Raw genomic sequence first — 25,974 nt, forward strand, 5'->3', positions numbered from 1 at the left:
TCCGACGGCTTCAATCCAGCGGAGCGATGTCCTGGTCGCCGACGCGGGCCAGCAGATCGGACAGGCTGCCCTGGGCCAGACGCAATCCGGGGGCCAGCTCCGCCAGGGGAACCAGCACGAAGGCGCGCTCGTGCATGCGTGGATGGGGCACGGTCAGGCGCTCGTGGGAGATGGGCGCTTCGCCGTACAGCAGCAGGTCCAGGTCCAGGGTGCGCGGCGCGTTGCGGTACAGGCGGGTGCGGCCATGCTCCAGTTCGATGGCCTGCAGGCGGTCCAGCAGCTCCAGCGCCGACAGGGTGCAGCGCAGGCGCGCCACGGTATTGGTGTAGTCCGGACCGCCGGCATCGACCGGCGCCGTGCGGTAGAAGCGCGCCAGCTCCAGGTCCTGCACGCCGGGCGTGGCGGCCAGTTCGGCGGCGGCGGCCTCCAGCGTCTGGCGGGCCTGTCCCAGGTTGGCGCCCATGCCCACGTAGGCGGTGACCAGGGGCGCGCTCATGCCTCGATGCCGCCGGCCTGCTGGGTGCGCTTGGCGTTGGAGCGCCGGCGGCGATTGCGGCGCTGGCCGCTGCGGGGCGCGGCGGTGGCGCCGGCGGGCTTGCGCACGGCGATCATCTCGCTGCGCTCGTCATCGCCTGCATTGGCCAGGTCCATCCACCATTGCGCCAGCACGCTGTCCACTTCCTTGGCTTCGGCGCGCAGTTGCAGAAAGTCCACGGCGGCGCGAAAGCGCGGCTGTTCGGTCATGCGCCAGATGGCGCGGTTGGCGACACGTTCGAAGCGCGGCTGCATGAACCAGATCTCGCGCATGTCGGACTGGTAGCGCTTCTGGATGGGCATGACGCGGGTCTGCGACTCGATGACCATATCGGCCGCCTCCAGCAAGGCCTGCTGGGGATGCTCGCCCTTGTCGCAGCGCAGCAGCCAATCCTTCTGGACCAGTTTCCAGAGCAGGCAGGCATAGATGAAGCTGGGGCTGACCGACTTGCCGGCGCGCACGCGGCTGTCGGTGCGGGCCAGCGCCATGTCCAGGAAGGCCTCGCCGTGGGGCAGGCGCTGCAGGGGCTCGATCATGGGCAGCAGCTTGTTGTGCAGCCCTTCGTCCTGCAGGCGGCGGATGCAGTCCATGGCGTGCCCGCAATTGAGCAGCTTGAGGGTCTCGTCGCACAGGCGCGATTCGGGCACGTTCTCGATCAGGCGCGAGAGGCGCTTGATGGGCTCGTGCGTCTTCGCTTCGATGGACGCGTCCAGCTTGGCGGCGAAGCGCACGGCGCGCAGCATGCGCACGGGGTCTTCGCGGTAGCGGGTCTCGGGGTCGCCGATGATGCGCACCAGGCGTTCCTTCAGGTCGGCCACGCCGTTGTGGTAGTCGATGACGGTCTCGGACAGCGGGTCGTAATACAGCGCATTCAGGGTGAAGTCGCGGCGCGCGGCGTCGTCCTGCAGCGTGCCGAATTCGTTGTCGCGCAGGATGCGGCCGTGCTCGTCGGTCTGCTTGCCGCTGTCGTCGGCCCGGAAGGTCGAGGTCTCGATGATTTCCTGGCCGAAGACCACGTGCACCAGCCGGAAGCGCCGTCCTATGATGCGCGCGCGCCGGAACAGGGCGCGGATCTGCTCGGGCGTGGCGTTGGTCGCCACGTCGAAGTCCTTGGGCTCCAGGCCCACGATCAGGTCGCGCACGGCCCCGCCCACCACATAGGCTTCATAGCCGTGCTGGCTGAGGACTTCGCAGACCTTGACGGCATGGCGCGAGACCAGGCGCCGGTCTATGCCGTGCTCCTGGCGCTCGTAGCGGCGCGGTCCGTCGGGGCGGGCGCGCTGGGCCGGATTCAGGAGCCGGCTGACGAATGTTTTTATTGTCCGTTTAAGCATGCGTTCGATTTTACGATTTGCTGTCCATCATGTCAGCGAACAGATCGATGACGGCCCAGCCGCGCTCGACGGCCACGCTGCGCAGGCGGTCGCTGGGATTGGTGGCCACGGGGTGGCTGACCACCTCCATCAGGGGCAGGTCATTGGGCGAGTCGCTGTAGAACCAGCTGCGCTCGAAATCGGAGAGGGTCTTTCCCATGCCTTGCAGCCACTGGTTGACCCGGATGATCTTGCCTGCCTGGAAGCTGGGCACGCCGGCGATCTTGCCGGTGTATCGACCTTCGAGCATTTCCGGCGTGGTGGCGATCAGGTGCTGCACGCCCAGGGCGGCCGCGATGGGACGGGTGACGAATTCATTGGTGGCGGTGACGATGGCCACCAGGTGGCCCTGGTCCTGGTGCTGCGCCAGCAGCTCGCGCGCGGCCGGGGTGATGGAGGGCAGGATGATGGCCTGCATGAATTCGTCCTGCCAGGCGAGCAGTTCCTCCTGGGTGCCGCGGGTCAGCAGGCCCAGCATGAATTCGGCCGACTCCTCGGCGGTGAGCAGGCCCTGGTTGTAGCGTTCCATCAGGTCTTCATTGCGGCGCACGGCTTCGAGCGGGTCGCCGGCGCGGCCGCTGCGGGCCAGGAAGTCCGCCCATTGGTAATCGCTGTCCAGGGGAAGCAGGGTGTGGTCCAGATCGAAAAGGGCGATAGAGGAAGTGGCAGTCATGACTCAGGAAGAGGATTGGGTCCGGCTGTTGGCCAGCAGTTCTTTGAGCAGGGGCAAAGTGATGGGGCGTTTCTTTACCAATGAATAATTGTCCAGCGCGTCGACCAGGGCGCTCAGGCGATTCATGTCGCGCGCGTAGTGGGTCAGGATCCAGGCGATGACTTCGGCCTGAAGCTGCAGGCCGCGCGCCTGGGCCCGCTGCTGCATGGCCTCGGCCCGGTGGGCGTCCGACAGGTGCTCCAGGCGAAAGACCAGGTCCCAGCCCAGCCGGGTGCGCAGGTCTTCGCGCACGGACATGGCCTTGGGCGCGCGGTCGCCCGACACCACCAGCGTGAAGGCGTCCGTCCGGGTGGCCGATTCGCGCCAGCGATTGTACAGTGCAAACACGGCCGCCTGGCCGGCCTGGTCGAAACGTTCTATATCGTCCACCGCCACCAGCCCGGGCGGGGGCCTGTCGTCGGTGGCGATGCGAAGAATGGGTTGCGGGGGTTCATCTGCACTAAAATAGCGGCTGTCATCCCGGCTGGCCATGGCCCGCAGCAAGTGCGTGCGGCCCGCGCCGGGCGGTCCCCACAGATAGACCGCACGTCCTGGAGCGCACTGGCGCAGGGCCTGCAGCGCAGCCTGGTTCGCTCCGGCAACAAAGTTGTCCAGAGAAGCAGGCGGCGCTGGAGATATATCCAGAATCAGTTGCTCGGTCATGTGTCGTACAATTTCGTCCAACTCGCAATTTTCACATATCCCACGGCTTTTCTCATGAAAAACAATTCTTCTGTTTCCCTGACCTACCGCGATGCAGGCGTGGATATCGACGCGGGCGATGCCCTGGTCGATCGCATCAAGCCACTGGCCGCCAAGACCATGCGCGCGGGCGTCATGGCTGGAATCGGAGGCTTTGGCGCACTGTTCGAAGTGCCTGCCCACCTCAAGGAGCCGGTGCTGGTTTCGGGGACCGACGGCGTCGGCACCAAACTGCGCCTGGCATTCGACTGGCAGCGCCATGACACCGTGGGCATAGACCTGGTGGCCATGAGTGTGAACGACATTCTAGTCCAGGGCGCCGAACCCTTGTACTTCCTGGATTATTTCGCCTGCGGCAAGCTGTCGGTGGACACCGCCGCCCAGGTGGTGGGTGGCATCGCCAAGGGGTGCGAACTGTCCGGCTGCGCCCTGATCGGCGGCGAGACGGCCGAGATGCCCGGCATGTACCCCGAGGGCGAGTACGACCTGGCCGGCTTCGCGGTCGGCGCGGTGGAGAAGTCCCGCATCATCGACGGCAAGTCCATCGCCGCGGGCGATGTGGTGCTGGGCCTGGCCTCCAGCGGCGCGCACTCCAACGGCTATTCGCTGATCCGCAAGATCCTGGCGCACGCCAACGCCAAGCCCACCGACGAGCTGGACGGCCGTCCCCTGGCGGACGTGGTCATGGAGCCCACCCGCATCTACGTGAAATCCGTCCTGGCCGCCCTGGCCGCGCACGGCACGGACATCAAGGGCCTGGCCCATATCACCGGCGGCGGCCTGCTGGAGAACGTGCCCCGCATCCTGCAGGATCACCTGACGGCCCGCCTGCGCCGCGATTCCTGGACCATGCCGGCCCTGTTCCAATGGCTGCAGGCCAACGGCAACGTGGCCGACGAGGAAATGTACCGGGTCTTCAACTGCGGCATCGGCATGGTCATCATCGTTTCCGCCGAACAGGCCCAGGCCGTCAGCGCCACGCTGCAGGCCCAGGGCGAGCAGGTCTGGACGCTGGGCGAGATCGTCGAGCGCGCAGAAGGCCAGCCCCAGACCGTGGTGGTCTGACGCGCACGCATTCCGCTGGCGGCATAGTAAGAGCCCGATCCCGCTGCGGGGTCGGGTTTTTTTTGGGGGGGAGCTGGTCCGGTCCTGAGCTGCGCCGGGTCAGCCGTGCTGTCGATCAGCCTTTTCAAGCTGCGGGCCAGTACTCCCGCACGATCTCGCATACCTGTTGGGGCGCGTCGGACGCCAGGCAATCCACCTGGCGGCGTTCCGGCTCGCTGCGCAGCCAGGTCAATTGGCGCTTGGCCAGCTGGCGGGTGGCCGCGATGGCCTGCTCCACGGCCTGCTCCAGGCTGGTTTGTCCGTCCAGGTAGTCCCAGATCTGCCGGTAGCCCACGCAGCGCACCGAGGGCAGGCCAATGTGCAGGTCGCCGCGCTCGTACAGGGCGCGCACCTCGTCCACCAGTCCCTGTTCCACCATGGCGTGATAGCGCTGGGCGATGCGCGCATGCAGCTGCAGCCGGTCCGAGGGCTCCAGGCTCAGCGTGACGTAGCGCAGGCCGTCGTCCTGAGCAGGGCGCTGCTCCTTCAGCCAGACACTCATCGGGCGACCGCTGGACAGGTAGATTTCCAGGGCGCGCTGGATGCGCTGGCTGTCGTTGGGCGCCAGGCGGGCGGCCGTCTCAGGATCGACCTGCGCCAGGCGCGCATGCACGGCGGGCCAGCCTTCCTGCCTGGCCTGCTCGTCCAACTGGTCGCGGATGGCCTGGTCTGCGCCGGGCAGATCGTTCAGGCCCTCCCGCAAGGCCTTGTAGTACAGCATGGTGCCGCCGCACAGCAGCGGCAGGCGGCCGCGGGCGCGGATGTCGCGGATCAGGGCGCCGGCGTCGGCGGTGAATTCCGCAGCCGAATACCGCTCGGCCGGGTCGCGGATGTCCAGCAGGTGGTGGGGGATGGCCGCCTGCTCCTGTGCCGAAGGCTTGGCCGTGCCTATGTCCATGTCCCGGTAGATGGTGGCCGAGTCCATGACGATGATCTCTATCGGCCAATGCTGCGCCAGCGTGTGCGTGGTCGCGCTCTTGCCGCTGGCCGTGGGGCCGGCCAGGCACAGTATGGGAAAATCCGTCATTGTCCACGCATGAAGAGTTTGTCCAGTTCGCTGAGTTTCCACTGGAACCAGGTAGGGCGGCCATGATTGCACAGATCGGCGCGGTCTGTCTGCTCCATCTTGCGCAGCAGGGCGTTCATCTCCGGTATGGTCAGGCGCCGGTTCGCGCGTACCGCGCCGTGGCAGGCCATGGTGGACAGCAGCTCGTTGCGCTGCTCGGCCAGATGGCGGGACGAGCCGACCTGGGCCAGGTCGCGCAGCACGCCGCGCGCCAGCGATTCGATGTCGCCTTGCGCCAGCAGGGCGGGGACGGCGCGTACGGCCAGGGTGGCGGGGCCGGCGGGGCTCAGGGCCAGGCCCAGTTCGGCCAGGGTGTCCTGGTGTTCGTCCACCAGGGCGATGTCGCTTTCCGTGCAGGCGAAGACCACCGGCACCAGCAGGTCCTGGCGGGGCAGTTCGCGCCCGTCCAGCGCCTGCTTGAGCTGCTCGTAGACCACGCGCTCATGCGCGGCGTGCATGTCCACCAGGATCAGTCCCTGGCGGGTCTCGGACAGGATGTAGATGCCGTGCAGCTGGCCCAGCGCCATGCCCAGGGGAAATTCGTCCGGCGCGGCGTCATCCGCGGGCGCCGTGGCGGCCGCGGGAAGGGCGGGCGCCTGGGGTTCGACGGGGCGATACAGGCTTTTCCAGTCCGTGGGACGCGCCATGGCGGGTTCGCGCAGGCTGAAGCTGGACTGCCAGCCCTGGCGGGCCGGATGCGTGTAGGGCATGCCCGTCACGGCGTGGGATTCGCGCTCCTGCGGCGCCAAGCCCGCTGGGACGCCGGCGGAGGAGTCCGCAGGGGCGGGCGCGCCGGCGGGCAGAGGCATGGCGCCTACGTGCGTGTCGCCGGCCATGCTGCCCTGCGCCAGGGCCTGGCTCAGGGTCTGGAGCACGAAGCGGTAGACCGCGCCGCTGTCGCGAAAGCGCACCTCGTGCTTGGCCGGGTGCACGTTCACGTCCAGGGTGGACGGATCTATGTCCAGGAACAGCGCATAGGCCGGCTGGCGGTCGCCGTGCAGCACGTCCGCGTAGGCGCTGCGTATGGCGTGGGCCACCGTGCGGTCGCGCACGAAGCGGCCATTGACGAACAGAAACTGCTTGTCGGCGCTGGGACGGGCATGCGCCGGATGGATGATCAGGCCGCGCAGCCCGATCAGCCCCTGCTCCTGCCCCACGGGCAGGCTCTGGTCCACGAAATCCTTGCCCAGGATCTCCAGCAGGCGCTGTTCCAGCGAGCCGGCGCGCCAGTGGCGCTGGGGCTTGTCATTGTGGAACAGGCGAAAGGCGATCTGCGGCTGCGCCAGCGCGATGCGTTCCAGGGCCGTGACGCAGTGGCCGTACTCGGTGCCTTCGGTGCGCAGGAACTTGCGGCGCGCAGGGATCTCGTCGAACAACTGGCGCACGTCCACGCGAGTGCCGATCTGGCCGGATGCGGGTTCGGCGCCCGGTTGGCCGGGGACGTATTCCCAGGCGTGGGCATCGTCCTGCGTGCGTGAATTCAAGGTCAGGCGCGCCACCGAGGCGATGGAGGGCAGGGCCTCGCCGCGAAAACCCATGGAGGCCACGGATTCCAGCTCGTCCAGCGTGCGTATCTTGCTGGTGGCGTGCTGCTGCAGGGCCAGCGGCAGTTCATCCCGGGGAATGCCGTGGCCGTCGTCGCTGACCGAGATGCGCCGTATGCCGCCGCCGTCCAGGCGGATCTCGATGGAGCGGGCGCCGGCGTCGATGGCGTTTTCCAGCAGCTCCTTCAAGACCGAGGCGGGGCGCTCGATGACCTCGCCGGCCGCGATTTGGCTTACAAGCAAGTCGGGGAGTGGGATAATACTGCGGCGTGATGACATGGGGCGTCTTGCCTCGCGTTTGATCGGTGTCGGGCCGGCTGCTGCGGGCCCGCGGGTTTTAAACGGTAACGGCTTATTTTACTAGCTTATTCTATGGTGTCCGTCCGGCCGTCCCAAGGTAAAACGCGCCTCCTTGGGGATGAGCCCGGACCCATGGCAATCCCTGCGGACCGCCATGCGCCTGGCGAATCGGAGCGGCAAGCCGAAGGCGCGGCGCGGTTTCTTTTTGGTGTCGAGATATGCCCGATTTATTCAGCATGATTCTCCATATTGACCAGTACCTGGGCATCTGGGTCGAGCAATATGGAGCCTGGATCTACCTTATTCTGTTCCTGATCGTATTTGGCGAGACCGGCCTTGTGGTCCTGCCTTTCCTGCCGGGCGATTCGCTCCTGTTCATCGCCGGCGCCTTCGGCGCTTCGGGCATGCTCGATCCTGTCCTGCTGGGCGGCCTGCTGATCGTGGGCGCCATCCTGGGAAATACAGTTAACTATTATGTGGGGCGTTTCATCGGTCCCAAGGTGTTCACCACGGATTCGCGCTTCCTGGATCGCAAGGCCCTGATCAAGACGCACGCCTTCTACGAAAAACACGGCGGCAAGACCATCGTGATATCCCGCTTTCTGCCCATATTCCGCACCTTCGCGCCGTTCGTGGCCGGGGTGGGCCAGATGAACGCCCTGCGTTTCCAGCTCTATAACGTCGCCGGCGCCGTCCTGTGGGTGGGCGGCCTGATCACGCTGGGTTTTTTCTTCGGCAACGTGCCTTTCATCAAGGCGCATCTGAACACCATCGTGCTGATCGGCATCAGCGCGGCCGCGGTGCCCGTGGTGGCGGGCGCGCTGTGGAAGCTGTTCAAGCGCAAGGCCAAGGGCGATGCGCCCCTGAGCTGACTTTACAGCGAAGCGCCGGGGCGGCACATGCCTGTTCCGGGCGCCGACAAAAAAACCGGCCTGGGGGCCGGTTTTTTTTGGGGGAGCGGATGTTTCAGCCGCGGCTGGCCAGGGCCGGGAACTCCGCGAAATAGCCGCGTATGCCGGTCAGCATGGCCTGGGCGATCTTGTCCTGGTGGGAGGCGCTGCGCAGCAGGCGTTCCTCTTCGGGATTGCTGATGAAAGCGGTCTCGATGAGGATGGACGGGATGTCCGGGGCCTTGAGCACGGCGAAGCCCGCGCGCTCCACATTGTTCTTGTGCAGGCGATTGATCTTGCCGATCTCGCCCAGCACGCGCGAGCCGACCTTGACCGAATCGTTGATCTGCGCCGCCGTGGACAAGTCGAGCAGGATCTGCGCCACCTGGCGGTTGTGCGAGCCCAGGTTGATGCCGCCGATCAGGTCGGCGTCGTTTTCCTTCTTGGCCAGCCAGCGGGCCGCCGAGCTGGTGGCGCCGTTCTGCGACAGGGCGTAGATGGACGAGCCGCGCGCGCTGGGCTTGATCCAGGCGTCGGCGTGGATGCTGATGAACAGGTCGGCCTTGACGCGCCGCGCCTTCTGCACGCGTACCTGCAGCGGCACGAAGAAGTCCGCGTCGCGCGTCAGGTAGGTGCGCATATTGGGCTGGGCGTCGATCAGGCGCTTCAGGCGCCGGGCGATGCTGAGCACCACGTCTTTCTCGCGCGTGCCCCCGGGGCCGATGGCGCCCGGGTCTTCGCCGCCGTGGCCGGGATCCAGCGCGATCAGCAGGGGGCGGTTGGGACTGCCGCTGGTGCTGGGCGCCGAGGGCGGCGAGGGCACGGCCACGGGCGGGGCCGGCGTGCGCGCCACCGGCGGCAGGGACTGGCCCTTGACCGTGGGCACGGGAGCGTCGGACGAATTCTGAGCCAGACTTTCCAGCACGGAGGCCAGCGGATCGTTGTCGTCCTGGATCTGCAGGGCGACCAGCGGATCCTGGGCGATGCGCGGATACAGGTCCAGCACCAGGCGGTATTTGTATTCGCCCACGGGCTTGAGGGTGAAGATCTGGGGGGCGACGGCCTGCTTCAGGTCCAGCACCAGGCGCACCACGTCGGGGCGGTTCTGGCCCACGCGCACGGAGCGTATGTAGGGATCGTTGGGGCGGACCTTGGACACCAGTTCTTCGATGGTACGGTTCATGGTCAGGCCCTGGATGTCCACCACCATGCGGTGGGGATTCTCCAGCGTGAAGTGCTCGGCCTTCAGTTCGCTGTCCATCTCCAGCGTGACGCGGGTGTATTCATCGGCGGGCCAGGTGCGGACGGCGACGATCGTGCTGGCCTTGGCCAGGCGCGGGATCACGGGCAGCAGGAACAGGGTGGTGGCCGTGGCGACGAATCGGCGACGAGCCTTGCCGGGGGCGCCTACTTCTGCTGGCTGGGGGCGAGTGTCGTAATCCATAGCGTTCCTTTGGCGCTGTGTGCATCCAGGGTGGCCAGACGACCGTCGCCACAGTAATCCAGGTGTAAATCCAGGTCGGGCGGGGGCAGTAAATTCCCTGCTTTTTCAGGCCATTCGATCAGCACGACCGCATTGTCTTGCAAAATATCACGAAAACCAGCATCCACCCATTCTCGTGAATCGCTAAATCTATAGAAATCAAGGTGATAGAAGTATAAGCTAGAAACTTTATAACTTTCAAGCAGAGCGTAGCTGGGGCTCTTGATCCGGCCGGCGACGCCGCAGGCGCGCAACAGCGCCCGCACGAAGTGCGTCTTGCCCGCGCCCAGGTCCCCGTGCAGGTGGATGCGCCCGCCGGGGCCCATGCCCGGCGCCTGCCCGGTCAGCAGCGGCGCGAAGCGTTCCGCCAGACGGGTGGTGGCTTCCTCGTCCGGCAGGGTCAGCGTCAGGGTGTCATGTGTCATGGCGTTCAGCCGGCGATGGCCAGCCAGAATGGAATGGTGAAGCCGGCTAGTATAGTGCCGATCGACATGGTCAGTGCGACCAGCCGGCTGTCCCCGCCCATGCGCGCCGCCAGCACGTGCGCCGAGGAGGCTGTGGGCAGGGCGGCGAAGACCAGCAGCATCTGGCGCTCCACGGGGCTCATCTGCAGCAGCCAGCCGGACAGCAGGGCCACGAGCGGCAGGGCCATCAGCTTGACGACGGCCATCCAGCCGATCAGCGGCCCGGCCTGCCGGGCGCCTTGCACCGACAGGGTCGCGCCCACGCACAGCAGGCCCACGCCCAGGGCGCAGGCGCCCAGGCGGCTCAGCGCCACCTCCACCGGACCGGACAGGGGCAGGCCCAGCAGGTTCCAGGCCAGGGCCAGCAGCGTGGCCAGGATCAGGGGATTTTTCAGCAGCTCGACCCAGATGCGCCCTTGCTGGCCGCGCGCCAGCACGGTCACGGCCACCATATTGGCCATGGGCACCGAAAAGCCCACCAGCAATGCCATGACGGTCACGCCCGAAGAGCCGGCGATGGCGCTGGCCAGCGACATGCCCAGGTAGGTGTTGAAGCGGAAGGCGCACTGCGTGACCGAGGCGTGCCGGCGCAGGTCGGGCTTCAGGACCGGCAGGGCCAGCCAGGCCAGCGCCGTTCCGGCGGCGATCAGGGCGGCGGCGGCCAGCAGCAGCGTCCACGCTTCGGACAGACTCAGGGGCGTGCGCGTGATGGAGTGGAACAAAAGGGCGGGAAAGAGCACGTAGTACACCAGCTTTTCCGCTCCCTGGAAAAACTCGACGCTGAAGCGGAAACGATGCAGGAGCAAGGCTCCCAGGGCGATCAGCAGGAAGTCGGGCAGGATCAGCGAGAAAATGGCGGGCATGGCGCAAGTGATATCGGCGGGCGTGCAGGCCTGTCCTGCATCAATAGGTTTTGCATTATTTGACTACGCTTTCGATCAGCTGCGCTACTATTGATGAGCACCCCTTACCCAGGGGGAGGTACCAAAAAGAAGCTTTCTCAGGAGAGACACCCTATGACATCTACGCTCCATCGACGCTTTGCGCTCTTATCCCTTTGTGCAGGGCTGGCCGCAGTCGGATTCAGCCAGTCGGCCCGGGCGGCCGAAGACTACCCCAAGCAGGCCATCCGGGTCATCGTGCCGTTCGCGCCCGGCGGCTCCACCGATATCGTGACGCGCATCGTCACCAAGGGCATGAGCGAGGTTCTGGGCCAGTCCATGGTGGTGGAGAACAAAGGCGGCGCCGGCGGCGCCATTGGAGCGGCCGAGGCGGCGCGCGCCAAGCCCGACGGCTACACGCTGTCCATCGCCACCATTTCGACGCTGGCCGTCAACCCGGCCTGCCGCCCCAACGACCTGCCCTACGATCCCTTGAACGATTTCGTGCCGGTGACGAATTTCGCCAACCTGCCCAACGTGATCGAGGTCAATCCCAAGTTCCCGGCGCAGAACTTCAAGGAGTTCGTGCAGCAGCTCAAGGAAAATCCCGGCAAGTATTCCTACGGCAGTTCGGGCACCTGCTCGGTGCTGCACCTGTTCGGCGAGGCCTTCAAGCTGGCCACGGGCACCGACATCGTGCACGTTCCCTATCGCGGCGCGGGCCCGGCCGTGGCCGACGCGGTAGGCGGCCAGATCAACGCCATGTTCGACAACCTGCCTTCGTCCATGGGCCAGATCCAGTCCGGCAACCTGCGCGCCCTGGCGATCGCCTGGCCCGAGCGCCTGGCCGCCCTGAAGGACGTGCCCACGCTGGCCGAGGAAGGCTATCCGCAGCTGAACAGTCCCGCCTGGTACGGCCTGCTGGCCCCCAAGGGCACTCCGCCCGAGATCGTGGCCAAGCTGCATGACGCCGCCGTGCAGGCGCTCAAGTCCCCCGAGATCATTGCCGCCCTGGAAAAACAGGGCGCCACGCCATCGGGCAACACGCCCGAGGAGTTCGCCAAGGAGATCAAGGAGCAGTACGACTGGGCGCACGACGTGGTCAAGAAAGGCAACATCAAGCTGGAATAAGGCCCGCGGCTCTTGCTGCAACAAAAAACCGGCCCTTCGGGGCCGGTTTTTTTTGCCTTAGCAGCGGGAATCAGACCCGGTTGGCCTGCATCACCGTCAGGGCCGTCATGTTGACGATGCGGCGCACGGTGGAGCTGTAGGTCAGGATGTGCACGGGCGCGTTGGCGCCCAGCAGGAAGGGGCCGATGGCCACGTTGCTCCCGGCCGCCGTCTTGAGCAGGTTGTAGCTGATATTGCCCGAGTCCACGTTCGGGCAGACCAGCAGGTTGGCTGCTCCCTTGAGGGTGGACGTGGGCAGCGTGCGGTTGCGCAGGGCTTCGTCCAGGGCGCAGTCGGCATGCATTTCGCCGTCCACTTCCAGGTCGGGGGCGTTCTCGTGCACCAGTTCCAGGGCGCGGCGCATCTTGGGACCGGAGGAGGAGGCGTCCGAGCCGAAATTCGAGCGCGACAGCAGGGCCACCTTGGGCTCCAGGTTCAGCGAGCTCAGGGCCTTGGCGGCTTCCACGGTGTATTCGGCGATCTGTTCGGCGCTGGGATCGTCGTTGACGTGGGTGTCGGTCAGGGCCACGGTGCGCTCGCCCAGCAACAGGATATTCATGGCGGCATAGACGCTGGAGCCGGGCTTGCGGCCGATCATCTCGTCGATGTAGCGCAGGTGGGCGTGGTAAGAACCTATGGTGCCGCAGATCATGCCGTCGGCATCGCCCAGGTGCACCATGGTCGCGCCGATCAGCGTCAGGCGGCGGCGCATCTCCACGCGGGCCATTTCCTTGCTGATGCCGCGGCGGCACATTTTTTCCCAGTACGTGGTCCAGTACTGGTGGAAGCGGTCGTCGGACTCGGGGTTGGTGACTTCCACGTCCACGCCCAGGCGCAGGCGCAGGCCGAACTTCTTGATGCGCGACAGCAGCACGGCGGGCCGGCCCACCAGAATGGGGTGCGCCAGCTTCTCGTCCACGATGACCTGCACGGCGCGCAGCACGCGCTCCTCTTCGCCTTCGGTGAAGACGATGCGCGCCTTGCCGCCTTCGCGCACCAACTGCTTGGCCACGGCGAACACCGGCTTCATGAAGGCGCCCGAATGGTAGACGAACTGCTGCAGCTTGGCGATGTAGCCGTCCAGGTCCGACAGCGGACGGGTGGCGACGCCGTCCTGCATGGCGGCCTGGGCCACGGCCGGCGCAATGCGCACGATCAGGCGGGGATCGAAAGGCTTGGGAATCAGGTAATCGGGGCCGAAGCTCAGGCCATAGCCGCCATAGGCGGCAGCCACGGTCTCGTCCTGCTCTTCTTCGGCCAGCGCGGCGATGGCGTGCACGGCGGCCTTTTCCATGCCGCGGGTGATGGTGGTGGCGCCCACATCCAGCGCCCCGCGGAAGATGTAGGGAAAGCACAGCACATTGTTGACCTGGTTCGGGAAGTCCGAACGGCCGGTGGCCATGATGACGTCCTCGCGCGCGGCGCGGGCGGCCTCGGGCAGGATCTCGGGCGTGGGGTTGGCCAGGGCCATCACGAAGGGGCGGTCGGCCATTTTCTTGAGCATCTCGGGCTTGAGCACGCCGCCGGCCGACAGGCCCAGGAACACGTCCGCGCCGTCGATCACGTCATTGAGGGTACGAGCCTCGGTCTGCTTGGCAAAGCGAGCCAGCTCGGGCACCTGATGACCGGGACGGCCCGCGTAGACCACGCCGTCGATGTCCGTGACCCAGACGTTTTCCTCGGGCAGGCCCATGTCCACCATCAGGTCCAGGCAGGCCAGGGCGGCCGCGCCGGCGCCGGAAGTCACGACCTTGATCTTCTTGATGTCCTTGCCCACGACCTTCAGGCCGTTCATGAAGGCGGCCGTCACGCAGATGGCCGTGCCGTGCTGGTCGTCGTGGAAGACCGGGATGTTCATGCGCTCGCGCAGCTTGCGCTCGACTTCGAAGCACTCGGGCGCCTTGATGTCTTCCAGGTTGATGCCCCCGAAGGTAGGCTCCAGCCCGGCGATGATGTCCACCAGCTTGTCCGGATCGGTTTCGTTGATCTCGATGTCGAACACGTCCAGGCCGGCGAATTTCTTGAACAGCACGGCCTTGCCTTCCATGACGGGCTTGGAGGCCAGCGCGCCGATATTGCCCAGGCCCAGCACGGCGGTGCCGTTGGAGATCACGCCCACCAGATTGCCGCGGCCGGTGAAACGGAACACGTTCTGCGGATCGGAGACGATTTCCTCGCAGGCGGCCGCCACCCCGGGCGAATAGGCCAGGCCCAGGTCGCGCTGGCTGACCAGCGGCTTGGTCGCGGCAATGGTGACTTTGCCGGGAATGGGGAACTCGTGATAATCCAGGGCGGCCTGTCGGTCTACCGTCGTGCTCATGTCATCCTCTTTTGCAAGCTGCCGGCCAGCTGGCCGGCAAGAAACCGGTTGTCGGGCGCCGGCGCGGGCCGGCTGTAGTCATGGAGCCAGTGTAGATAAACCTTCGGGGAGCGATATTCGGGTTTATTATTACCCTATTAGCAATTGCTTATGGATGTGTATGGACTTGCCCGATTCCACGGACATGGTGCATCGGCTGCTCAGCCGCCTGAAGCTGCGCCACCTGGCCCTGCTGCTTCATATCGACAGGCTGGGATCCTTGACCAAGGTGGCCGAGCACATGGCCACCAGCCAGCCGGCCGTGACGCAGGCTTTGGCGGAGGCCGAACAGGTCTTCGGCACGCCCTTGTTCCTGCGCTCCTCGCGCGGCATGGCGGCCACGCCCCAGGGGCGGATCGTGTTGTCTCGTGCACGCGCCATGCTGCAGGACCTGGAGCTGCTCAGCCTGGACCTGCAGGCGCACGCGGCGGGGCGGCAAGCCCATCTGCGGCTGGGAGTCATACCCCTGGTGTCGGGCAAGCTGATCTCCAGCGCCATTCACGACACGCGCCCGCAGGGGCAGACTGTATCCGTCAGCGTATCCGAAGGCCTGACCGAAGACCTGCTGGAACAATTGCTGGATCACTCCCTGGATTGCGTGGTGGCGCGCACCTCGCCCGGCCTGAACATGAAAGGCGTGCGTCACGAAGCCTTGTACTCGCAGCATCCGCGCCTGATCGCCAGCCGGGAACTGGCCGGGCGCCTGGGCCGGCGCAGGCTGGACTGGGCGCAGCTGCAGGATCTGGACTGGATCCTGGGGCCGCGCCGTACGCCCATGCGCCGCCAGGTGGCCGACCTGTTCCTGAAGGCCGGCCTGCTGGAGCCGGTGCCCAGCGTGGAGACCGCCTCGCCCAAGCTTATCGGCGAGCTGATCGCCAACAATCCGCGCGCCGTGTCCGTGGTGCCCACGGAGATCGCCGAGGAGCTGGTGCGCGTGTCGGGCGTGGCCATCGTGCCTTATTCCTTCGAATGGACGCTGTCGCCCATTGCCCTGTTCACGCGGGTGGCCGGGCCGCATCGGCCGGTGGACGTCCTGTTCGGCCAGGCGCTCAAGCGCCTGTGCACGGACAAGACCGTGCCGCTGGAGCGCGGCGCGTTCTTCTATTGAGCCGTCTGGGCGGCGGGTGAGTAGGTGAGCGCCACGCGGCGCGACTGGGTCAGGTACAGGGACCAGACCACGGCATGGACCAGATGGTGCATCAGGCCCTGCTGGTGGGATTGCAGGGCGTAGGCCTGTGCATCGTGCTGGCTCCACAGCATCATGCTGGCCAGGTAATAGCCGGGTCCGGCCAGCCACAGCACGGCCAGCGCCCACCAGACCGTGCGTTTGTCGTAGAAGCGGCGCAACGCCACGATGGCGCTGAAGAACAGCAGCCCGGCCGCCCATGCCAGGGGGATCTGGCCGGGCCCGAAGGGACCGTTCTCGTAGGCGTTGCCCACGGTGGTCAGCGCGGACAAGACCAGGCTCAGCGACAGGGCGATCAGCCACCCGCCGTAACCGCCGGGACGGCCTGAGGCGGCGAAACGACGATCCGGCAGGCAAAAGCCCAGTACGACGAAGACCAGCACCAGCAGGGGCAGGGCGTTGGCGAGAAAATCATTCATGACGTGATCCAGGACGAAAAAGCCCCCCATGTGAGCGGCCGCCTGGCACTGTAACCCAAGGAGCAAGCCTCATACATCTACGGATCCTTATAGGCGGCATGGGCCAAGTCATTGAACAGCGGAAGGCAAGCAGTTACGCAAAGGATTCATCGATGGAAAAGCACCCTTTTACAAGGCCTGCAATAGACCGGCGTGTGATCCAACTTCGGGCCATGAACACAGTCGTGTGGTTCCAGAACGGCCCACCGTGCCGGCTGCTTCACAGGCGTGCGCACCGCTCTTTTGCATCCGAGACTTTCGCCGCTCCGGTCTAGCTGATACACTTTGCGCCTGCTTTACGCAAGCGCGCCACGTCGATCGAGTCCGCGGCGCCATCGCGGGCCCATAGTTAAATGGATATAACTTTCCCCTCCTAAGGGAAGATTGCAGGTTCGATTCCTGCTGGGCCCGCCATCCACACCCCTCCCATGTTCTTGTAAGACCCCGAAAATCCGCTGAAACCGAAGGATTGAGCGCGTTTTCACCCACGTCGATCTACACGAAGACACGGTTCACCACGCGGTATGGGTTGGCATTCTCGTTGGTATCGTTTCGCTGGTCTGGCAGGATGCCGACAAATACCCTGACAGATTCTCAATGCCGTGCCGCTCAGGCCACGGACAAGCCCCAGAAGCTTCTTGACGGCCATGGTCGGCATCTTTGGTCCTCCCGCAAGAAGGCGAGTGCGGCCTATGGCCTATCGGTTCGGTGACAAACAAGGCCACATCCTTCGGCGGAGATGAGCGTTGAAGCGTTTCAGCCGGAGGTGCGGAGAGACAACTTAACGTCAGGCTGAGAAAGCTTTCCTGCTGTAAGCCAGCGGCGTACTGCTTCCGACGAAACGTCCAGGATCTGTTGCAGGTTCTTATGTATCACCAGAAAGGTCTGGCTTACGGGTGTTGGGATTGTCGTGTCTGATTCGGTAAGGGCAGGTTCCAGGCTTTTGCTGTCACGAACAGCATGTTCTTGATCTTTTGTTCCATTTTCTCGTTTTAGAAGCCCGCTGCAGGGGCCACGTATTTCAGGATTGCGGCGCTTGATCCGACCAGAGCGGCGGCGCATATGCACCATGTCCAGGGGATTTCATGATCTGGGCGGAGGTCTGCCCAGCCCAAGCGCCGTGCGAACAGGGGGCGGATAAAGCGTATCCAGAGCTTGTCCAGAAAAATTCCCGTTGTGACGACTCCGGCCCACATGAATAGATCGGTCAGTGCTGTCATCGCGGAGAAACTCCTTGCTAGGTTATGGGAGACGTTGATTATCGGTAAACCGATTAACCAAGTCAATCGGTTTACCGATAATTCATTTGTAACAATAAGTCACCGTATTAATTTTGACTCAGCTATCGGTAGACCGAACGGAGTCTTTGGGGGAAGAAGCGCGGCGCGCAAGGCAGCTCCTGAGTTCATGCACTCGGGACAGAGTCGCTCGAGCAAGCACCCCGAGGTCCGCAAGTTGGAGGACGTCGTCCAGCGCATTCAGGTAGGCACCGGCTGGATGAGGTAAGTCAGGTGGCTTTGCTTGTCGTTGTTTTTCGGCCTTGCTCATTAGTTCAACCCTAAATAGCTTCACACGTCATAACTTGTCATTTTGATGTCCGCTGGGTTTTAGAGTTTGAGTTAAAGGCGGCGGGACAAAATGCTGTTTATTTGTACAGTATAATAGCTAGGTGCAAAACTCAAGCCAAAAAAAAGCGCCTGCTTGAGCAGGCGCATGAAAGGATTATGTATTTTCCCTACTTGGGTATTTGTTCGGTTACTAGGACCTTTGCGTTTTCGATCAGTGCCGCCGCCCCATCGCTGAGCCATTCAGGCTTGGATTCGGGGGCTAATAGATAGTCGATCAGAGCGCGTCCCGCTTCATCCAGGGCCAGGTAGCGTTCCCACAACTTTGCTGCGCGCTCGTCATCAAAAAGCTCGACTGCGGAAGCGTCCCGCGGCCCTTTCCCTTCGGCCAGCCAGCGGGCATTGACCTTGTACAGGAAGGCGAGCTTCGTCGTGAACCCCGAGGTAGGGTACTCGTCGTTCTCGAGCTCCGATAGTAAAGGTTGGGACATGCCTACCCGCTGAGCCACCTCTTTCTGACTCAGCTTCAGCCGTTTACGGGTTTCACGCAGCCGTTCGCCAAAAGTATTCATATCGGTATTCTGATAGCATTGACAATCGGTTTGCCGATAGGCATTATTATTGGAAAACCGATAAATATCGTCATGAACTGGAAGAACATCATCAATGACCTTGTCGCCTCCGGTTTCACACAGGCTGAGATCGCCCGCATGGCCGGGGTGACCCAACCGACCATCGCCGGCTTGCTGTCTGGCGGGCAAAGAGACATGAGGTGGTCCAACGGGCATCGCCTCCTGGTCTTTCATGCAAAGCAGATGGGGTTGGCTTCACGCCGCACCGCGCAAGGCGAACTGCTGGCAATGCGTCCGGGCAGGCGGCTTAGCGACAGTCCTGTCCGGTAGCCGGGCCGCCGGGAATGGTTTCATTATCCGTCCCGCTTTGTATTTGCCCAATCCGTATGTTCAGCACTGGATTTCTACGCATGGGTTGCTCGCTTCCATCAAAGCGAGTGGTGGTGAACGGGTGACAGCGAGCGTGTGTGCTGGACCTGGCATTTCAAACAGAGGGCATGAGCCATGTGGGCCTCGAATGCAGAGTGAAAGGAGTAGAAATGAGCAGGATGCCTTGGTTCCGTATGTACACGGATTTTCTGGTGGACCACAAGTTGATCGGCCTGGCTTTTGAGGACCAGCGGCACTTCATTGGCGTCCTGGCCTTGAAGTCTGACGGCGCTCTGGACATCGAGTGTGAGCCAGACTTGCTCGATCGTATCGTGGCTCAACGGCTGTGGATCGATCACGCCATCATTCGCGATGTGAAGAAGCGTCTGGTCGCCGCCGGCTTGATTGATGCCCGTTGGCAACCGTTGGGATGGAACAAGCGGCAGATGCGTAGTGATGGTGATCCGACCGCGGCTGAACGGAAACGCCGGCAAAGGGCGAAAGAGCAGGGAATGGCGGCACGGGACACGGTAGCCGCGACGGAGTCGGCGGGCATTGCCGTGACCGAGGTCACGCCGGTCACGCCAAGGTCACGTGTGACTTTTCCTGCGGTCACGGGCCTAGATGAAGATGCAGAGCCAGAGTCAGAAGCAGATTCAGAAAAGATGAAGGGAGAACTGGTGATGGATGGCGTCGATTTTGCGGCTTGGCCCGAAACACCCTCGGCGGCTGTCTGGGGGGATTACCTCAAACACCGCCGGGAGCTGAAGGCGGCCATGACCCAGACGGCGGTCAATCGTCTTGGAGCGGAAGTGCGGCGAGCGCAAAGCCTGGGATATTCAGCGGACGATTTCCTGGCGGAATGCATGTTGAGGGGCTGGCGGGGCGGGAAAGCGGAATGGCTGAGCCGGGATCAGCATCTGCGAACTGTACCGCCTGAATCCAAAGGCAAGGCGGCATCAAGTCGTCAGGAAGCCCTGGAGTTTCGCAACCGTGAGGTCGCCCGTTTGGCCGCTTTGGAGAAATGACATGCACGACGCTGAAAAACAGGCTTTCTTTGTGTTGATGGCGGACGTCTACGCTTTCTATCGCCAGGATCTCTCACGATTTGCCCTGAACGTCTGGTGGCAGGCGATGAAGACGTTTGACGGCGCAGCCGTCCGGATGGCGTTTGACAGACATTGCGTCAATCCCGACAACGGCCAGTTCCTGCCCAAGCCCTCGGACATCGTCAGGCTGTTGCAAGGTTCTACTCAAGATAGCGCTTTAGCAGCGTGGGCCAAAGTGGATAGGGTGATGCGCACCGTAGGAAGCTATCGCAGCGTGTTGTTTGACGATCCCATTATCTTGGCAGTCGTGCAGGACATGGGAGGCTGGGTGGCTCTGGGCATGAAAACCGAGGCGGAGTGGCCTTTTGTTGCCAGGGAGTTTGAAAACCGCTACCGCGGCTATGCCTTGCAGCCCCAGTTCTCGTATCCGCGTTGGCTGGTGGGAGCGGCCGAGCTGCATAACGCCCAGGCTGGCCAGGCGGTTGAACCGCCATTGCTGGTCGGGGACGCGGACAAAGCGCGAGCTTTGCTTTCTGGCGCTTGCGCAGGTCCGCAGATCGTGATCAAGCCTTTGGGCAAGAGCGAGCTGAACGACGCGCTGAGTGCGGCATCAGTGAATGGAGGGGCTGGCGGAACAGATGCTGGGGGGAGGGCAAGTCAATGAAGAGCATGGCGGCAAATGGAGGTGTGCAGTGGAAAAGTTGACGGGGGATGATCTGCTCTGGAACTGGGCAAGGTGGTGCTGGTCGGGAGACACCGTAGGAAATATGGAGCCTTACATCCGGGAAGATGAGGATTTCCGTCCTATTCATATGGGGCATGCGCTCGCAGTGGACGCTTTGTATCAGCGACTGCCACGAACCCAGGCCATGGCGGTACAGGCGGAGTACACGCGCAAAAATACCTGGTTTGGTCAGAACACGGCCATGGAGCGACGGGTATTGGCGCGTCGCTGGATACAGAAGGCGACCGGAGAGGTGGTGCAAGACGAGGACTATCTGCGTTTTGTCGAGGAGTTCAGAGCCAAAGTGGAAGTGGAGGTTTGGGTATGAAGTACGCGTCCGAGGTTATCGAGTTATTGGCGGCTTATCCTGGGCGGGAGTTTCGGATGATTCACATCGTGCGTTATGTAGCCAATGGGCAGCCTGTTTGCGCTCAGGAGCGAGACAGGTTGCGCAAAGGCGTCAAGCGGGTCTTGGAGAGCCTTGCCGAGTCAGGCCAGGTCAAGATGATACATGCGGAAAAAAAAGGAGCATTTTCAAAATACCAGTGGAAAGTGGGACATGAACACTTTGAAAACTGGGAAGGCAAGTGAGACAATTCGTGTAGGGAGCTTGCGCCCTGAAGAAATAGCCTCGTTTTTACGGGGCTTTTTTTTATAGCAAGAAAATATGCTGAAAATAATCGATCAGTTAACACTAAAAACTTGATCTGATGATTTTCGCGTTTTTGGAAAAGATGTCGTTTTAATCAATGGACCGCCGCAGGCGGTCTTTTTTTTTTGGAGGCTCATATGAGCAGCAAAGTTGTACTGGTGCAAGGCACCAAAATGAATATTTCCACTCAAGAGGCGACAAGCACCGACAAGACCGGCCTGACCATGGCCGAGCTCAACTGCACCACCCGCCAGATCCAATGGCAGGGCGGTCAAGCAACGGAGAACGATGTCACTACCATCTGCAGTACGGCCAAAGAGTTCCGATTGGGGCTGAGCGACGCTGGCACGCTGAGCGTGACCGGCTTCTGGAAATCGGATGATCCTGCTCAGACCGTCATCAAAACGGCTGACAAGGACAAGAAGCCACGTTTGATTGAAATCGAATTTGAAGACAAATCGAAATTCGCATGCCTGGCACTGGTTCAGCAGCGCTCGTGGGATGCGAACGTCGATGGTGTTATTGCTTCCACGTTCAATTTCCGTCTGACTGGCGAACCCGTGGAGACGGCTGCTCCTGTTGCTCCTTAAATAGGGGTTAAGCACAAGGCGGCTGGTCAAGGCTTGATCAGCCGCCGGCGCGCCTGTCGTATTCATTGAATGGCTGCACTACCAATCAGTCAGCCGGATTTACTAAGGATTTGAAATGCAAGCAATCTACTCTCTGTCCGACATCAATACCCGCGCTATTGCGGATCGAGGCTTCGAGATCGAACTGGAATACCCCGTCGGCCACGGCTTGGGCATCTTTTTGACGGTTTTGGGTGAGCATTCCGACATTGTTGAACAGTATGAGATCGAGCGGGCTGACCGCCGAGCTCAAGAGCAACTGGCCTCGGCCAAGACCGGTGAGGTCAAAGTTCGGACTGTCAAAGAGGTGTTGCAGAACAATCGCGAATCCGCAGCGCATCGGGTAATTGCATGGCGCGGCATCAAGGAGGAGTTCAGTACGGAACTGCTGCAAGGCTTTCTGCAGAACAACCCTGATTTCGTGGATCAGATTCTGGAAGCTTCGCGGGACCGCGCAAATTTTATGTTGGCCTGAGCGACGACACGCTTGCCTTCGCCAGGCATCAGTTCGGCTTGATGCGCCTGCATCAGCAGACAGGAAAGCCGCTCAGGCAGCTTTACGAGGATGTGGAACGTCAGACAGGGATCCGGCCGGTTCAGCTCGATGGTCCGTCCCTGCCCGAGGCGGCCTACCGCGTGTGGGGCTATTTTCAGGATCTGACGGCTAAGCGGCGCTGGCAGATGAGTTCGGGCGGCGCCGTTCCTGACCCGATTAGCTATCAGGAAATACATGCGTATTTTTGTCTTGCGAGGACACAGGCGCCCGCTTGGCAGATTCGTTTGATTTCTGAACTGGACAATGTGTTCCGGGCCACGTTGATGGATTCCGGTCAGGTATCCGAGACCGGGACGGCGTCTGGCTTGGGGCAGGCCATGCGCGCCTCATGATGTTGTTCTCATTGAGAAGGAGTAGATATGAAGCGAAACAAGGAATTGGTTCGCCAGATTTTACTGGCGATCGAAAATCTGCCTGACAACAGTTATATCAGCCAAGAGGATTTTCCTCAGTTTGATCCGGATCTGGTCGCCCATCATCTTTTCATGCTGATGGAGGTGGGCTATGTAAAAGCGATCAGTTCAATGCGTGTGAATGGTCAACGAGACTGTAAGGTGAATGAATTGACATGGGAAGGACATGACTATCTGGACGAAATTCGAGCCTAGAGTCTATGGACCTTGATTAATGGGTTGGCTGGAGGAAATGGCCTTGCCATGCAGGGCTGATTGTCAAGATGCCTTCTGTCAATAAGATCCTGCCGGTGGGCAGGATTTTTTTTGAGTGAAATATTATGTTGAGTATTGCAAGCCTACAAATTGAACTTGACAGTCGTCGAGCTAAAGAGGCAAAGAAGGCGATGGACGAGTTCTCGCAAAGCGCCGATAACGCTAAGCGGGCAGTGGAAGCCTTGTCGTCCTCCAATCAGGAAGCGTTGATTCGCTACCGGCAACTGGGCGACGCCGCGTCTCAGCGTCAGCAAGCGCTGCAGGCCGAGGCGCAGGCGCATGCCACGGTAGCTGCGGCGGAGCAGAGCGCAACCAAGGCTGTCCACGGCCGAGGCCAAGCATTGGATGTGGTTGCCAGCGCAAGTGGTAGGAGCCGAGCTGACCTTGATAAATGGCGGAGCCAAGCAGACATGATGGCCAGCGGCCTTGCGCATGCAGCCGTTACAGAGCAGACATTAGCCCAAGCTTTTCAAAAAGGGAAATTGGATGCGGCTTTGTACACGGATGCGATCTTTGCTCTTAATACTCAAAGCCAGCAGTTGGACGTTCAAAAAGTCCAGCAGTTTTCACAGGCGATGGGAAAAGCTGTGGCCGTTGCTAAACGACTTACTGAAACGCCTGAAACAGAGCGTCAGGATTCTTCTTGGTGGGACGATGTTAGTAAAGCGGTTGAAGTTGTAGACACTATAGAGACTATAGGAAGTATAGGGGCGGGGATAATTGCTGCCGGACCTGTAGCCATGGTGGGAGCAGGTGTAGCGGCGACTGTTGGCACTGCCGGTTTTGCATACTATCAAGGCGCAAAAGAATTTGATCGATATAACGAGGCGCTTACTGTTTCAGGAAATCCAGCAAAGATCACCAACTATCAGTTAGCGGAGATGGCAAATAATGTGAAAGCCGTCGTAGGAACGACTTTTCAGGCGACAGAGGCTCTGGTTTTATTAACAGAGTCCGGGATGAAATCGAGTCAGAACTTTGAATTGATGGCTCAAGCGGCTATTGGTATGTCGGTGGCTACCGGAAAGAGTATTAAAAAAACTATTGACGAGTTCGCTCTGATTGAGAAAGACCCGATTCGAGCCATAGAATTTTTTCAAAATAAGTATGGGATGCTGAATGGTGAGATTGAAGAAAATATTAGAATATTGATGGCGCAAGGAAAGGTAAGAGAGGCAATAGATGTTTTGGAAAAAAAATCGGCGAATGAGTTTTTTCAAAGATCGGAAAGAATAAAAAATAGCTGGTCGGGGGTAGAAAAAGCTTTAAATTCGGTGACGAACACTTTTATGAGGACTTGGGATGCGGCGCGTGGTATCGGAAGAAACGATGAGTTTGTGGGATTGGATGAAAAAATAAAGGAAGTAAAAGAGAGGATAAATGCTAATGAAGAACTTATAAATAAAATAAACAATGATAAAAGCCTGATGGATTCGACTAAGAAATCTGGAATAAAGTTTGCGCTGCAGGAAAAAGAAAAATATGAAAATGAGCTGAAAGGTTATATAGCACGTAAAGTTATGCTTGATCAGCACTCTCTTTGGGCTAAATATGGAGGTGGGCCACCTGGAACTGGATCAGAGTCGGAGGTTGGAGAGAGCAGGGGTATAGGGTCTGGCATGGGGGCGAAAGAAAGAATAGAAAGGAAGGGTCGTAAAAACAGTATTTCAAGTGAAATGCTTTGTAAAAACTATTGCTGTGGAAATTTAGGAGAAGAAATTAGTAGAAAAAATTATGATATTTTTGATGATAAAGTAAAGGGGGGAGATAGGAGTGGGGTTGTGGATGATGTTGAAAAAGAAAGAAATGAGCTTGGTTACTTAAAAATTAGCGAAGATATGATTTATGGTGGGGGTAGGCAATATAAAGACTGGTGGGAAGAGGTCGGTGATGGGTTGACGGACTATTCTCAAAATACGGGAGATATGTTTGAGAGGTTGAATAAGACCGTGATTGGCGTGTTCGATAGTATGGGTCAATCGTTAAGCAAGTTTGTCATGACAGGCAAGCTGGAGTTCAAAGGCCTGGCAGACAGCATCATCGAAAACCTGGTTCAGATAGCGATACAGCAATCTATTGTTGGTCCTTTGGCTGGTCTATTTGGTGGCCTGTTCGGTGGGGGAAGCGGCAATTTGACTGGGGCGAGCCTTGTCGGAGCTACATGGGGGCCGCTTTTGCCTTTATCGAGCGGTGGGTATACAGGAGACGGCGGGCGCTATGAACCAGCCGGCATCGTCCACCGTGGCGAGGGTGTTCTGAACCAGGACGAGATCCGGGCTATTGGCGGTGAAGCGGGCTTTAATGCCTTGCGCCGCGCGATTCGAGGTCCGCGCCACTCTATGGGCGGGATGGCGGGAGCTCCTGCTTTGCCTCCGGCGATTTCCGGCGGAGCGGGTCAGGCTCCCGTCCAGGTCAATATTGAAATCAATGGTTCGGATCAGCAGATTCAAACCCAATCTTCGGACGGGCTGGAGTCCTTCGCGAAGCTGATGGGCGAAATTGCCCGGTCCGAGTATCAGAAGCTGCAGCTGCGGTCCTATCAGGGCGGCGGCATGGCGTGGCAGGCGCAACAAGGAGCATTCAGATAATGGCTTATCAAGAGTTCAAATGGAATCCTCGAGTGGATCCAGAAGGCAGCAGCACATTCCGGGTGCGTGCCGCCCAGTTTGGAGACGGTTATAAGCAGGTGGTTGGGGACGGCATCAACAACGAGTCTCGTACGTGGCCTCTGACGTTTACCGGTGCGGAACACGAGATTCGGCCGATCCGGGATTTTTTGCGAGCACATCAGGGCTTCAGACCATTCGAATGGACCCCTCCCATGGATACCAAGGGTTTGTTCGAAGTGTCTGAGTTCACGGTGAGACCACATGGGGGAGGCATTTACAGCCTCTTTGCCACCTTTGTGCAACGCTTCGCACCTTGATGACTAAAACCGCCTCATGGCGGTTTTTTTTTGGGAG

The 25,974-nt window shown here is 61.3% G+C and carries 27 protein-coding genes and 1 tRNA gene; 15 read left to right on the forward strand and 13 right to left on the reverse strand.

The window, feature by feature from the left end:
- Positions 1 to 10: 10 nt before the first annotated feature.
- From folK to hda, 4 genes are read right to left on the reverse strand one after another with little or no spacing between them, the layout of a single operon-like run.
- On the reverse strand, positions 11 to 496 hold the full coding sequence (gene folK / locus ACF3ND_RS04025) for a 2-amino-4-hydroxy-6-hydroxymethyldihydropteridine diphosphokinase (protein ID WP_394064480.1): 486 nt from the start codon (positions 494 to 496) through the stop codon (positions 11 to 13).
- On the reverse strand, positions 493 to 1,869 hold the full coding sequence (gene pcnB, locus ACF3ND_RS04030) for a polynucleotide adenylyltransferase PcnB (RefSeq protein WP_394064482.1): 1,377 nt from the start codon (positions 1,867 to 1,869) through the stop codon (positions 493 to 495). Before pcnB ends, folK begins: the two co-directional genes overlap by 4 nt.
- 10 nt (positions 1,870 to 1,879) lie before the next feature.
- Positions 1,880 to 2,581, reverse strand: coding sequence for an HAD family hydrolase (locus ACF3ND_RS04035; protein WP_394064484.1), 702 nt, complete (start codon positions 2,579 to 2,581; stop codon positions 1,880 to 1,882).
- Between the two features lie 3 nt (positions 2,582 to 2,584).
- Positions 2,585 to 3,283 (reverse strand): DnaA regulatory inactivator Hda, encoded by a 699-nt coding sequence (hda, locus tag ACF3ND_RS04040; RefSeq protein WP_394064486.1) that lies wholly within the window; start codon positions 3,281 to 3,283, stop codon positions 2,585 to 2,587.
- A gap of 54 nt (positions 3,284 to 3,337) precedes the next feature.
- Here hda and purM point away from each other — a divergent pair, with 54 nt between their 5' ends.
- A complete protein-coding gene (gene purM, locus ACF3ND_RS04045; protein WP_394064488.1) occupies positions 3,338 to 4,387 on the forward strand; it encodes a phosphoribosylformylglycinamidine cyclo-ligase in 1,050 nt (349 codons plus the stop codon).
- 124 nt (positions 4,388 to 4,511) lie between these two features.
- Here the strand turns inward: purM and miaA are convergent, their stop codons facing one another.
- Both miaA and mutL read right to left on the reverse strand, forming a co-directional pair.
- Positions 4,512 to 5,453 carry a tRNA (adenosine(37)-N6)-dimethylallyltransferase MiaA gene (gene miaA / locus ACF3ND_RS04050; RefSeq protein WP_394064490.1) on the reverse strand — a complete coding sequence of 314 codons (942 nt, stop codon included), beginning with the start codon at positions 5,451 to 5,453 and terminating at the stop codon, positions 4,512 to 4,514.
- Positions 5,450 to 7,315 (reverse strand): DNA mismatch repair endonuclease MutL, encoded by a 1,866-nt coding sequence (gene mutL / locus ACF3ND_RS04055; protein ID WP_394064492.1) that lies wholly within the window; start codon positions 7,313 to 7,315, stop codon positions 5,450 to 5,452. Before mutL ends, miaA begins: the two co-directional genes overlap by 4 nt.
- A gap of 239 nt (positions 7,316 to 7,554) precedes the next feature.
- On the opposite strand from mutL, the gene ACF3ND_RS04060 reads away from it, so the two are divergent.
- Positions 7,555 to 8,208, forward strand: coding sequence for a VTT domain-containing protein (locus ACF3ND_RS04060; protein WP_394064494.1), 654 nt, complete (start codon positions 7,555 to 7,557; stop codon positions 8,206 to 8,208).
- A 94-nt stretch (positions 8,209 to 8,302) separates the two neighbouring features.
- Here the strand turns inward: ACF3ND_RS04060 and ACF3ND_RS04065 are convergent, their stop codons facing one another.
- Genes ACF3ND_RS04065 through ACF3ND_RS04075 form a run of 3 tightly spaced genes read right to left on the reverse strand, consistent with a single transcriptional unit; the run spans position 8,303 to position 11,036 of the window.
- Complete coding sequence (locus ACF3ND_RS04065) at positions 8,303 to 9,670, reverse strand: N-acetylmuramoyl-L-alanine amidase (RefSeq protein WP_394064496.1); 1,368 nt, start codon at positions 9,668 to 9,670, stop codon at positions 8,303 to 8,305.
- Complete coding sequence (gene tsaE / locus ACF3ND_RS04070; protein ID WP_394064498.1) at positions 9,634 to 10,134, reverse strand: tRNA (adenosine(37)-N6)-threonylcarbamoyltransferase complex ATPase subunit type 1 TsaE; 501 nt, start codon at positions 10,132 to 10,134, stop codon at positions 9,634 to 9,636. Before tsaE ends, ACF3ND_RS04065 begins: the two co-directional genes overlap by 37 nt.
- A 5-nt stretch (positions 10,135 to 10,139) precedes the next feature.
- Positions 10,140 to 11,036: an AEC family transporter gene (locus ACF3ND_RS04075; RefSeq protein ID WP_394064500.1), complete on the reverse strand. Its 897-nt coding sequence runs from the start codon at positions 11,034 to 11,036 to the stop codon at positions 10,140 to 10,142.
- 153 nt (positions 11,037 to 11,189) lie between these two features.
- Here ACF3ND_RS04075 and ACF3ND_RS04080 point away from each other — a divergent pair, with 153 nt between their 5' ends.
- Positions 11,190 to 12,185, forward strand: coding sequence for a tripartite tricarboxylate transporter substrate binding protein BugE (locus tag ACF3ND_RS04080; protein ID WP_394064502.1), 996 nt, complete (start codon positions 11,190 to 11,192; stop codon positions 12,183 to 12,185).
- Positions 12,186 to 12,255: 70 nt separating this feature from the next.
- Here ACF3ND_RS04080 and ACF3ND_RS04085 read toward each other — a convergent pair whose 3' ends face one another.
- Entirely contained in the window at positions 12,256 to 14,544 is a 2,289-nt protein-coding gene (locus tag ACF3ND_RS04085) for an NADP-dependent malic enzyme (RefSeq protein WP_394064504.1), read from the reverse strand.
- Positions 14,545 to 14,704: 160 nt separating this feature from the next.
- Here ACF3ND_RS04085 and ACF3ND_RS04090 point away from each other — a divergent pair, with 160 nt between their 5' ends.
- On the forward strand, positions 14,705 to 15,691 hold the full coding sequence (locus tag ACF3ND_RS04090; protein WP_394064506.1) for a LysR family transcriptional regulator: 987 nt from the start codon (positions 14,705 to 14,707) through the stop codon (positions 15,689 to 15,691).
- Here the strand turns inward: ACF3ND_RS04090 and ACF3ND_RS04095 are convergent.
- Positions 15,685 to 16,188, reverse strand: a complete 504-nt coding sequence (locus tag ACF3ND_RS04095) for a hypothetical protein (protein WP_394064508.1) — start codon at positions 16,186 to 16,188, stop codon at positions 15,685 to 15,687. The two genes, ACF3ND_RS04090 and ACF3ND_RS04095, sit on opposite strands and share 7 nt — an antisense overlap.
- Before the next feature lie 378 nt (positions 16,189 to 16,566).
- On the opposite strand from ACF3ND_RS04095, the gene ACF3ND_RS04100 reads away from it, so the two are divergent.
- Positions 16,567 to 16,641, forward strand: a tRNA-Arg gene (locus ACF3ND_RS04100).
- Positions 16,642 to 16,983: 342 nt separating this feature from the next.
- Here the strand turns inward: ACF3ND_RS04100 and ACF3ND_RS04105 are convergent.
- Both ACF3ND_RS04105 and ACF3ND_RS04110 read right to left on the reverse strand, forming a co-directional pair.
- Complete coding sequence (locus ACF3ND_RS04105; RefSeq protein WP_394064510.1) at positions 16,984 to 17,298, reverse strand: hypothetical protein; 315 nt, start codon at positions 17,296 to 17,298, stop codon at positions 16,984 to 16,986.
- A gap of 664 nt (positions 17,299 to 17,962) precedes the next feature.
- Positions 17,963 to 18,598 (reverse strand): helix-turn-helix domain-containing protein, encoded by a 636-nt coding sequence (locus ACF3ND_RS04110; protein WP_394064512.1) that lies wholly within the window; start codon positions 18,596 to 18,598, stop codon positions 17,963 to 17,965.
- A 305-nt stretch (positions 18,599 to 18,903) separates the two neighbouring features.
- Between ACF3ND_RS04110 and ACF3ND_RS04115 the strand changes: the two genes are divergently transcribed.
- The 10 genes from ACF3ND_RS04115 to ACF3ND_RS04160 all read left to right on the forward strand — a co-directional run bounded on the left by ACF3ND_RS04115 (position 18,904) and on the right by ACF3ND_RS04160 (position 25,937).
- Entirely contained in the window at positions 18,904 to 19,761 is an 858-nt protein-coding gene (locus ACF3ND_RS04115; RefSeq protein WP_394064514.1) for a hypothetical protein, read from the forward strand.
- Between the two features lies 1 nt (position 19,762).
- Positions 19,763 to 20,446: a DUF6475 domain-containing protein gene (locus tag ACF3ND_RS04120; protein WP_394064516.1), complete on the forward strand. Its 684-nt coding sequence runs from the start codon at positions 19,763 to 19,765 to the stop codon at positions 20,444 to 20,446.
- 103 nt (positions 20,447 to 20,549) lie between these two features.
- Positions 20,550 to 20,834, forward strand: a complete 285-nt coding sequence (locus tag ACF3ND_RS04125; protein WP_394064518.1) for a hypothetical protein — start codon at positions 20,550 to 20,552, stop codon at positions 20,832 to 20,834.
- Positions 20,831 to 21,097 carry a hypothetical protein gene (locus tag ACF3ND_RS04130; RefSeq protein ID WP_394064520.1) on the forward strand — a complete coding sequence of 89 codons (267 nt, stop codon included), beginning with the start codon at positions 20,831 to 20,833 and terminating at the stop codon, positions 21,095 to 21,097. The genes ACF3ND_RS04125 and ACF3ND_RS04130 overlap by 4 nt, the downstream gene beginning before the upstream one ends.
- A 198-nt stretch (positions 21,098 to 21,295) precedes the next feature.
- Complete coding sequence (locus ACF3ND_RS04135) at positions 21,296 to 21,748, forward strand: phage tail tube protein (RefSeq protein WP_394064522.1); 453 nt, start codon at positions 21,296 to 21,298, stop codon at positions 21,746 to 21,748.
- A 115-nt stretch (positions 21,749 to 21,863) separates the two neighbouring features.
- Positions 21,864 to 22,262 (forward strand): hypothetical protein, encoded by a 399-nt coding sequence (locus ACF3ND_RS04140; protein ID WP_394064524.1) that lies wholly within the window; start codon positions 21,864 to 21,866, stop codon positions 22,260 to 22,262.
- A 38-nt stretch (positions 22,263 to 22,300) separates the two neighbouring features.
- Positions 22,301 to 22,675 carry a hypothetical protein gene (locus tag ACF3ND_RS04145; RefSeq protein ID WP_394064526.1) on the forward strand — a complete coding sequence of 125 codons (375 nt, stop codon included), beginning with the start codon at positions 22,301 to 22,303 and terminating at the stop codon, positions 22,673 to 22,675.
- Between the two features lie 27 nt (positions 22,676 to 22,702).
- Positions 22,703 to 22,951, forward strand: coding sequence for a DUF2513 domain-containing protein (locus ACF3ND_RS04150; protein ID WP_394064528.1), 249 nt, complete (start codon positions 22,703 to 22,705; stop codon positions 22,949 to 22,951).
- 125 nt (positions 22,952 to 23,076) lie between these two features.
- Complete coding sequence (locus ACF3ND_RS04155) at positions 23,077 to 25,599, forward strand: phage tail length tape measure family protein (protein WP_394064530.1); 2,523 nt, start codon at positions 23,077 to 23,079, stop codon at positions 25,597 to 25,599.
- Positions 25,599 to 25,937, forward strand: a complete 339-nt coding sequence (locus ACF3ND_RS04160; RefSeq protein ID WP_394064532.1) for a phage tail protein — start codon at positions 25,599 to 25,601, stop codon at positions 25,935 to 25,937. Before ACF3ND_RS04155 ends, ACF3ND_RS04160 begins: the two co-directional genes overlap by 1 nt.
- Positions 25,938 to 25,974: the final 37 nt, after the last annotated feature.

Origin of the sequence: Alcaligenes sp. WGS1538 (genome assembly GCF_043187505.1) — a bacterium.
Taxonomy (GTDB): domain Bacteria; phylum Pseudomonadota; class Gammaproteobacteria; order Burkholderiales; family Burkholderiaceae_B; genus Alcaligenes.

What these genes read in the sequence shown, in the direction of transcription:
- ACF3ND_RS04150 (WP_394064528.1), top strand. Translation starts at nt 22,703, where the DNA reads ATGAAGCGAAACAAGGAATTGGTTCGCCAGATTTTACTGGCGATCGAA.
- purM (WP_394064488.1), top strand. Translation starts at nt 3,338, where the DNA reads ATGAAAAACAATTCTTCTGTTTCCCTGACCTACCGCGATGCAGGCGTG.
- mutL (WP_394064492.1), bottom strand. Translation starts at nt 7,315, where the DNA reads ATGTCATCACGCCGCAGTATTATCCCACTCCCCGACTTGCTTGTAAGC.
- ACF3ND_RS04115 (WP_394064514.1), top strand. Translation starts at nt 18,904, where the DNA reads ATGAGCAGGATGCCTTGGTTCCGTATGTACACGGATTTTCTGGTGGAC.
- ACF3ND_RS04080 (WP_394064502.1), top strand. Translation starts at nt 11,190, where the DNA reads ATGACATCTACGCTCCATCGACGCTTTGCGCTCTTATCCCTTTGTGCA.
- hda (WP_394064486.1), bottom strand. Translation starts at nt 3,283, where the DNA reads ATGACCGAGCAACTGATTCTGGATATATCTCCAGCGCCGCCTGCTTCT.
- miaA (WP_394064490.1), bottom strand. Translation starts at nt 5,453, where the DNA reads ATGACGGATTTTCCCATACTGTGCCTGGCCGGCCCCACGGCCAGCGGC.
- ACF3ND_RS04155 (WP_394064530.1), top strand. Translation starts at nt 23,077, where the DNA reads ATGTTGAGTATTGCAAGCCTACAAATTGAACTTGACAGTCGTCGAGCT.
- ACF3ND_RS04060 (WP_394064494.1), top strand. Translation starts at nt 7,555, where the DNA reads ATGCCCGATTTATTCAGCATGATTCTCCATATTGACCAGTACCTGGGC.
- ACF3ND_RS04125 (WP_394064518.1), top strand. Translation starts at nt 20,550, where the DNA reads ATGGAGCCTTACATCCGGGAAGATGAGGATTTCCGTCCTATTCATATG.
- folK (WP_394064480.1), bottom strand. Translation starts at nt 496, where the DNA reads ATGAGCGCGCCCCTGGTCACCGCCTACGTGGGCATGGGCGCCAACCTG.
- ACF3ND_RS04160 (WP_394064532.1), top strand. Translation starts at nt 25,599, where the DNA reads ATGGCTTATCAAGAGTTCAAATGGAATCCTCGAGTGGATCCAGAAGGC.
- ACF3ND_RS04130 (WP_394064520.1), top strand. Translation starts at nt 20,831, where the DNA reads ATGAAGTACGCGTCCGAGGTTATCGAGTTATTGGCGGCTTATCCTGGG.
- ACF3ND_RS04095 (WP_394064508.1), bottom strand. Translation starts at nt 16,188, where the DNA reads ATGAATGATTTTCTCGCCAACGCCCTGCCCCTGCTGGTGCTGGTCTTC.
- ACF3ND_RS04035 (WP_394064484.1), bottom strand. Translation starts at nt 2,581, where the DNA reads ATGACTGCCACTTCCTCTATCGCCCTTTTCGATCTGGACCACACCCTG.
- ACF3ND_RS04135 (WP_394064522.1), top strand. Translation starts at nt 21,296, where the DNA reads ATGAGCAGCAAAGTTGTACTGGTGCAAGGCACCAAAATGAATATTTCC.
- ACF3ND_RS04085 (WP_394064504.1), bottom strand. Translation starts at nt 14,544, where the DNA reads ATGAGCACGACGGTAGACCGACAGGCCGCCCTGGATTATCACGAGTTC.
- ACF3ND_RS04140 (WP_394064524.1), top strand. Translation starts at nt 21,864, where the DNA reads ATGCAAGCAATCTACTCTCTGTCCGACATCAATACCCGCGCTATTGCG.
- pcnB (WP_394064482.1), bottom strand. Translation starts at nt 1,869, where the DNA reads ATGCTTAAACGGACAATAAAAACATTCGTCAGCCGGCTCCTGAATCCG.
- ACF3ND_RS04120 (WP_394064516.1), top strand. Translation starts at nt 19,763, where the DNA reads ATGCACGACGCTGAAAAACAGGCTTTCTTTGTGTTGATGGCGGACGTC.
- tsaE (WP_394064498.1), bottom strand. Translation starts at nt 10,134, where the DNA reads ATGACACATGACACCCTGACGCTGACCCTGCCGGACGAGGAAGCCACC.
- ACF3ND_RS04110 (WP_394064512.1), bottom strand. Translation starts at nt 18,598, where the DNA reads ATGAAAGACCAGGAGGCGATGCCCGTTGGACCACCTCATGTCTCTTTG.
- ACF3ND_RS04105 (WP_394064510.1), bottom strand. Translation starts at nt 17,298, where the DNA reads ATGGTGCATATGCGCCGCCGCTCTGGTCGGATCAAGCGCCGCAATCCT.
- ACF3ND_RS04090 (WP_394064506.1), top strand. Translation starts at nt 14,705, where the DNA reads ATGGACTTGCCCGATTCCACGGACATGGTGCATCGGCTGCTCAGCCGC.
- ACF3ND_RS04065 (WP_394064496.1), bottom strand. Translation starts at nt 9,670, where the DNA reads ATGGATTACGACACTCGCCCCCAGCCAGCAGAAGTAGGCGCCCCCGGC.
- ACF3ND_RS04075 (WP_394064500.1), bottom strand. Translation starts at nt 11,036, where the DNA reads ATGCCCGCCATTTTCTCGCTGATCCTGCCCGACTTCCTGCTGATCGCC.